The following is a 6,506-nucleotide window of genomic DNA, read 5'->3' as shown; positions in this document are numbered from 1 at the left end:
CTGCGCTCGTGAGATGCCCGGCTCCCCCAAATGGCCGGCAAGACCGCGCGCCGGGGGCTGCACAACAGAAGGACCTTCACGACGCGGACGAAACTTTGCTTTCGTCCAAGCGTATTGACCGCATGAAGCGAATTAACATGAGGGACGCAGGCACGATCGCGACCGAGGTCGCCAACAGATCGATCGCCCGGCGCGAATTTTCCGGACTTGTGGCCGCGCTCGCCGGTTTCGTGGCCCTGCCGCCGATGGCGCGGGCCGCGGCGCAGCCCCGCTTCGCCGCCGCGCGTCCGTTTTCGTGGGACGTTCTGGTCGAGCAGGCGCGCGCTCTGGCCGCACGGCCATGGGCGGAGCCGCAAGTCTCGCCCCATGCGGTTGCCGATTTCGATGCGGTGGGCAAGCTCACATATGGCCCGGCACAGGCGCTCGGCGGCGATGTCAGGCTGTTTCCCACGGCGCGGGGAACATCGCCCCATGCGGTGACGCTGCATCTGGTGGAGAACGGCTCCGCGCGGCAGCTCGTCGATGCGCGCGGGTTGTTCGTGGGCGGCAAGCAGGCCGATCCCGCAGGTTTCCGCGTCATGACGCAGGACCAGCATTCGGACTGGCTGGCCTTCCTCGGCGCTTCCTATTTCCGCTCCTCCGGTTCGCGCGACCAGTACGGGCTTTCCGCGCGCGGCATCGCGGTGGACACCGCCTTGCCCAAGGCCGAGGAATTCCCCGCCTTCACCGAATTCTGGATCGAGAATCTCGGGCCTGACCGGGTGCGCATCCATGCCCTGCTCGACGGGCCGAGCGTGACGGGCGCCTATGCCTTCGATTGCCGCAAGGGCACCGCGGGGGTGACGCAGGACGTTCGCGCGGCGCTGTTCTTCCGCCGCGATGTCGAGCGGCTGGGCGCCGCGCCGATCACCAGCATGTTCTGGTACGATCAGTCCGATTCCGCCAGGCGCGCGGACTGGCGCCCGGAAATCCACGATTCCGACGGGCTCGCCATATGGTCCGGCAGCGGGGAGCGCATCTGGGTGCCGCTGTCCAACCCCGCGGCGAACCGCACGAATGCCTTGCGCGCCGACCATGTGAAGGGCTTCGGCCTGCTCCAGCGCGACCAGGCGTTCGACCACTATCAGGACGACGGCGCCTTCTACGACCGTCGCCCCTCGCTCTGGGTGGAGCCGCAGGGGGACTGGGGCGCGGGCACGGTCATGCTCTACCGCATGCCCACGGGCAGCGAGACGCAGGACAACGTGGCCGCCTTCTGGGTTTCCGACCAGCCGGCGAAGGCGGGGCAGGGCCGCGAATTCACCTATCGCCTCACCTGGACCTCCCAGGATCCGACGGCGGGCACGGCGGCGCGCTGCGTCGATAGCTGGCAGGGCGCGGCGGGGCGCCCCGGCGACGAGCCTGTCTCGCAGGAGGCGCGCAAGTTCGTGTTCGATTTCGATGGTCCCGCGCTCAGGGGCCTTGGCCGCGACAGCGGCGTGACCGCGGCGACCAACCTGCCGCCCAAGGCCCTGCTTCACGCCCGCCGCCTATCCGGTGGCGGGGCAGGACGGGCGCTGGCGGGTCACGCTCGACGTGCGGCCTGCGGCTGTGCCCTCGCCTGAATTCAGGCTCTATCTGAAGCGCGGGGATCAGGCGCTCAGCGAAACGGTAATACAGGGAGTCCAGCCATGAACCGCGCCTTGAGCCCGCTTCCGCCCGAAGCGCCGCTGGCCATGCCGGTGCAGGACCTGGATGGCATCGCGCCGGGCACCATCGCCGTTGCCACCAGTCCGCACGGGATGCTGGTGAAGCGCCTGCTGCTGATCGCGCTGACCGCGATGATCGGCCTTGCCGCCTCCAGCGAAGTGCGTTTCGCCTTCTCGCGCGATGGGCTCGACGCGATCGAGGTGATCCTGCTGCTGTTCTTCGTGCCGCTGTTCTGCTGGATCTCGTTCGGCTTCGTCACCGCGACGATCGGCTTCCTCCAGCTCATCAGCGGCAAGCATCCCGGCTTTACCGCGATCCCCAGCCCGGCATCCTCGCTGCGGCACCGCACCGCCGTGCTCATGCCGGTCTATAACGAGAGCGTCGAGGCCACGTTCGGCCGCGTGCGGGCGATGACCAATTCGATTGCGGCTTCGGGCGCGGCGGAGTGGATCGACTTCTTCGTGCTCAGCGATTCCAACGCCTTCCACGGCAAGCGCGAGGAAGCCGCCTGGCGCGAACTCGCCGCCGAGGCGCCGATCGCGCTCTATTACCGCCGCCGCGAGAAGAACATCGCGCGCAAGCCCGGCAATATCGCCGAATGGGTCCAGCGCTTCGGCGGCGCTTACGAGAACATGCTGATCCTCGATGCGGACTCGCTGATGAGCGGCGATGCCATCGTCGGCATGGCCGCGATCATGGAGGAGCGCCCCTCGATCGGCCTGCTCCAGACCGTGCCGATGATCATCAACGCCAAGACGGTGTTCCAGCGCTGGATGCGCTTCGCCAGCGAGGCCTACGGGCCGATCGCCTCGGCGGGGCTGCTCTGGTGGTCGGGCGCGGAATCGAACTTCTGGGGCCACAACGCCATCGTCCGCACGCGCGCCTTCGCCGAAGCCTGCGGCTTGCCCGAATTGCCGGGCAAGGCGCCGTTCGGCGGGCACATCCTCAGCCATGACATGCTGGAATCCGCGCTCCTGCGCCGCCGGGGCTGGGCCGTCCACATGGTCATGATCGACGGCAGCTACGAGGAATTCCCGCCCACCATCGTCGATCACGCGATCCGTGACCGGCGCTGGATGCAGGGCAACCTCCAGCACTTGCGCCTGCTCGATGCATCGGGCCTGCACTGGGTGAGCCGCCTGCACCTGCTGATCGGCGCATCGGCCTATCTCACCTCGCCGGGCTGGCTGCTGCTGCTGCTGACGTCCATCGCGCAGGCCGCGGCCAGCAAGGGCGGCCAGCTTCTGGGCGTGGGCACCCCGCCGAGCGTGCTGTGGCTTACCGTGCTGCTGCTGTTCGGTCCCAAGCTGATGGGGACGATCTGGGTTCTGGCCGACGGGACGCGCCGCCGCAGCTTCGGCGGCTTCGGCGGCGTCCTGCGCTCGGTTGCGCTGGAAGTGCCGCTGGCGATCCTGCTGGCGCCGGTGACGATGGTGATGCAGGTCAAGGCGCTGTTCGGCCTTGCGCTGGGCATTCCGGCGCACTGGAACACGCAGGAGCGCGATGCCCGCCGCATTTCGGTGCGCGAAGTGCTGCCCGACCTCAAGGAGCACATCGCGCTCGGCCTCGTCTTTGCGGCCACGGCATTCATCGATCCGGTGACGGCGCTGTGGCTTTCGCCGCTGACGCTGGGCCTGCTCGCCTCGCCTTGGCTCATCAGCCTGACGTCGAGCCAGCAGCTTGGCGAACGGGCGGAGCGTCACGGCTGCTTCGCCGTTCCCGCTTCGACGATCGACGATCCGGTCGAACACGCCAACGACGATATTCAGGAGGGCGGCACGCCCCCGCTGGTCATCGGGTAGTCTGCACCTGGGTCAGGCGCTGGCTTCGGTCAGCCTTGCGGGCAACTGCGCGCGCAAGTGCGCCACCAGCGCGCTGACTTTGGGGGAGAGGTGCCGGCGCTGCGGATAGACCGCCCAGATCGGCTCTTCTTCCGGCGCCAGCGCCGCCAGCACCGGCTCCAGTCTTCCGGCGGCCACACGGTCGCGAGGTAGAATGCCGGTAGCTGGCAAATGCCCATCCCCGCCAGCGCCGCTTCCAGCAGGGCATTGCCGCTGTTGCAGCGCCAGCGTCCTTGCGGGCGAAAGGTCCGGCCGCCCCGGAAATGCCATTGCGCCGCCGAGCCGACGAGGCATTCGTGGCGGGAAAGGTCGGCGATATCGGAAGGACGCCCCCGCGCGTCGAGGTAGGCGGGCGAGGCCAGCGTCACCAATGTCCGCGAGGCGACGCGGGTGGCCACCAGCCGCGAGTCCTCCAGATGGCCGGTGCGGATCGCCAGATCGTAGCCATCGGCGATCAGGTCCACCAGCGAGTTGTCGAGGTCCAGCGTCACCGAGATCGCCGGATAGGCCTGCGACAGTTCGCGCACCAGCGGCGCCACGAACTTCTCGCCCAGCGCATAGGAACAGGTGACGCGCAAATGCCCGCGCGGCTCGCCTTGCGAGGTGATGGCGGCGATGGCCTCGTCCCGTTCCTCGATCAGGCGGCGGCAGGTTTCGAGGAATATCTGCCCCGTCTCGGTCAGCCGTAGCGAGCGCGTGGTGCGGTGGAGCAGCTGCACCTGCAGGCGCGCCTCCAGCCGCGCCAGCGCCCGGCTCATGTGCGTAACCGAAGCGCCGTAGGCCTCGGCCGCCTGCGTGAAGCTGCCGAGCGCGCCACGATCACGAACTCCTCGATACCATCCCACTGGCCGAGCATCATTGTCCCCGTATGGTGATAATCCTTTTCAGAACGGCCGCTTTATCACAGCAAGGCGCGGTCCTACAAAGGCCTTCAGAATTTCAGGAGCATACCCCATGAAGACCCGCGCCGCCGTCGCCTTCGAGGCCAAGAAGCCGCTCGAAATCGTCGAACTCGACCTTGAAGGCCCCAAGGCGGGCGAGGTTCTGGTCGAGATCATGGCGACCGGCATCTGCCATACCGATGCCTACACGCTGGACGGTTTCGACAGCGAGGGCATCTTCCCCAGCGTGCTCGGCCATGAAGGCGCGGGCGTGGTGCGCGAAGTGGGCGCGGGCGTGACCTCGGTGGTGCCGGGCGATCACGTGATCCCGCTCTACACTCCGGAATGCCGCCAGTGTAAGTCGTGCCTCTCAGGGAAAACCAACCTCTGCACCGCGATCCGCGCCACGCAGGGGAAGGGCCTGATGCCGGACGGCACCACGCGCTTTTCCTACAAGGGCCAGCCGATCTACCACTACATGGGCTGCTCGACCTTCTCGAACTTCACCGTGCTGCCCGAGATCGCCGTCGCCAAGATCCGTGAGGACGCGCCGTTCCAGTCCTCTTGCTACATCGGTTGCGGCGTCACCACGGGCGTTGGTGCGGTCATCAACACCGCCAAAGTGCAGGTGGGCGACAACGTGGTGGTCTTCGGCCTTGGCGGCATCGGCCTCAACGTGATCCAGGGCGCGCGCCTTGCCGGGGCGAACAAGATCATCGGCGTGGACATCAACCCCGACCGCGAGGAATGGGGCCGCCGCTTCGGCATGACCGACTTCCTGAACTCGAAAGGCATGAGCCGCGAGGACGTGGTCGCCAAGATCGTGCTGATGACCGATGGCGGCGCGGACTATACCTTCGACGCCACCGGCAACACCGAAGTGATGCGCACCGCGCTGGAAGCCTGCCACCGCGGCTGGGGCACCTCCATCGTGATCGGCGTGGCCGAAGCGGGCAAGACCATCGAGACGCGCCCGTTCCAGCTCGTCACCGGCCGCAACTGGCGCGGCACCGCGTTCGGCGGAGCCAAGGGCCGTACCGACGTGCCCAAGATCGTCGACATGTACATGACCGGCAAGATCGAGATCGACCCGATGATCACCCACGTCATGGGCCTGGAAGAGATCAATACCGCGTTCGACCTGATGCACGAGGGCAAGTCGATCCGTTCGGTCGTCGTCTTCTGATGGAGACGGTTTCGACCAACCGGGCGTTCGGCGGGGTGCAGGGTGTCTACACCCACGCCTCCGCCGAAACCGGCACACCGATGACCTTTTCGGTCTTCGTGCCGGATCATGCGCCGGGCACGAAGCTGCCGGTGTTGTGGTTCCTCTCGGGGCTGACCTGCACCCACGCCAACGTCACCGAAAAGGGCGAGTTCCGCCGCGCCTGCGCCGAGCATGGCGTGATCCTCGTCGCGCCGGACACCTCTCCGCGCGGCGACGATGTGCCGGACGACGAAGGCTACGACTTCGGCAAGGGCGCGGGCTTCTACGTCGATGCGACGGAGGAACCGTGGAGCGCGAACTTCCGCATGCGCTCCTACATCGAGACCGAGCTTCCCGCCGTGATCGCCGAGCACTTCCCCGCCGACATGGCGCGGCAGGGCATTACCGGCCACTCGATGGGCGGCCACGGCGCGCTGACGATCGCGCTGCGCGATCCGTCGCGCTTCCGCTCGGTCAGCGCCTTTGCACCGATTGTCTCGCCGCTCAATTGCCCATGGGGCGAGAAGGCGCTGACCGGCTATATCGGCGGGGACCGCTCGGCATGGCGCGAATACGACGCCTGCGCACTGATCGAGGACGGCGCGCGCCTGCCGGACCTGCTGGTGGATCAGGGCACGGCCGACGGCTTCCTTGAAGGCCAGCTCAAGACGCATCTGCTGGAAGAGGCTTGCGCCAGGGCGGGCCAGCCTGCGACGATCCGGATGCAGGAGGGCTACGACCACTCCTACTACTTCATCTCGACGTTCATGGCCGAGCATGTCGGCTGGCACGCGGAAAGGTTGAAGTAGAAGAGGAAGACCCGGGGGATGATCCCCCGGACCCTCGGAATGTCGACCTTGCGCGCGCAGATGCCTCGTGCACTCCCTG

Annotated in this window: 5 protein-coding genes; 4 read left to right on the top strand and 1 reads right to left on the bottom strand. The window is 67.4% G+C overall.

Going from position 1 to position 6,506, the window contains the following annotated elements; all coding sequences use genetic code 11:
- Positions 1 to 137: 137 nt before the first annotated feature.
- Both ADT71_RS09135 and mdoH read left to right on the top strand, forming a co-directional pair.
- The gene (locus tag ADT71_RS09135) at positions 138 to 1,604 is read left to right on the top strand and encodes a glucan biosynthesis protein (RefSeq protein ID WP_231635748.1); all 1,467 of its coding nucleotides are present in this window, start codon (positions 138 to 140) and stop codon (positions 1,602 to 1,604) included.
- Between the two features lie 66 nt (positions 1,605 to 1,670).
- Positions 1,671 to 3,491 (top strand): glucans biosynthesis glucosyltransferase MdoH, encoded by a 1,821-nt coding sequence (gene mdoH, locus ADT71_RS09130; RefSeq protein ID WP_054436339.1) that lies wholly within the window; start codon positions 1,671 to 1,673, stop codon positions 3,489 to 3,491.
- Positions 3,492 to 3,520: 29 nt separating this feature from the next.
- Here the strand turns inward: mdoH and ADT71_RS09125 are convergent, their stop codons facing one another.
- Positions 3,521 to 4,375 carry a LysR substrate-binding domain-containing protein gene (locus tag ADT71_RS09125; protein ID WP_369818213.1) on the bottom strand — a complete coding sequence of 285 codons (855 nt, stop codon included), beginning with the start codon at positions 4,373 to 4,375 and terminating at the stop codon, positions 3,521 to 3,523.
- A gap of 109 nt (positions 4,376 to 4,484) precedes the next feature.
- On the opposite strand from ADT71_RS09125, the gene ADT71_RS09120 reads away from it, so the two are divergent.
- Positions 4,485 to 5,597, top strand: coding sequence for an S-(hydroxymethyl)glutathione dehydrogenase/class III alcohol dehydrogenase (locus ADT71_RS09120; protein WP_054436338.1), 1,113 nt, complete (start codon positions 4,485 to 4,487; stop codon positions 5,595 to 5,597).
- On the top strand, positions 5,597 to 6,427 hold the full coding sequence (gene fghA / locus ADT71_RS09115; RefSeq protein WP_054436337.1) for an S-formylglutathione hydrolase: 831 nt from the start codon (positions 5,597 to 5,599) through the stop codon (positions 6,425 to 6,427). Before ADT71_RS09120 ends, fghA begins: the two co-directional genes overlap by 1 nt.
- The last annotated feature ends 79 nt before the right edge of the window (positions 6,428 to 6,506 follow it).

It is taken from the genome of Novosphingobium sp. ST904 (genome assembly GCF_001298105.1).
Classification (GTDB): Bacteria; Pseudomonadota; Alphaproteobacteria; order Sphingomonadales; family Sphingomonadaceae; genus Novosphingobium.
This window is presented reverse-complemented; position numbering and strand designations above follow the sequence as displayed.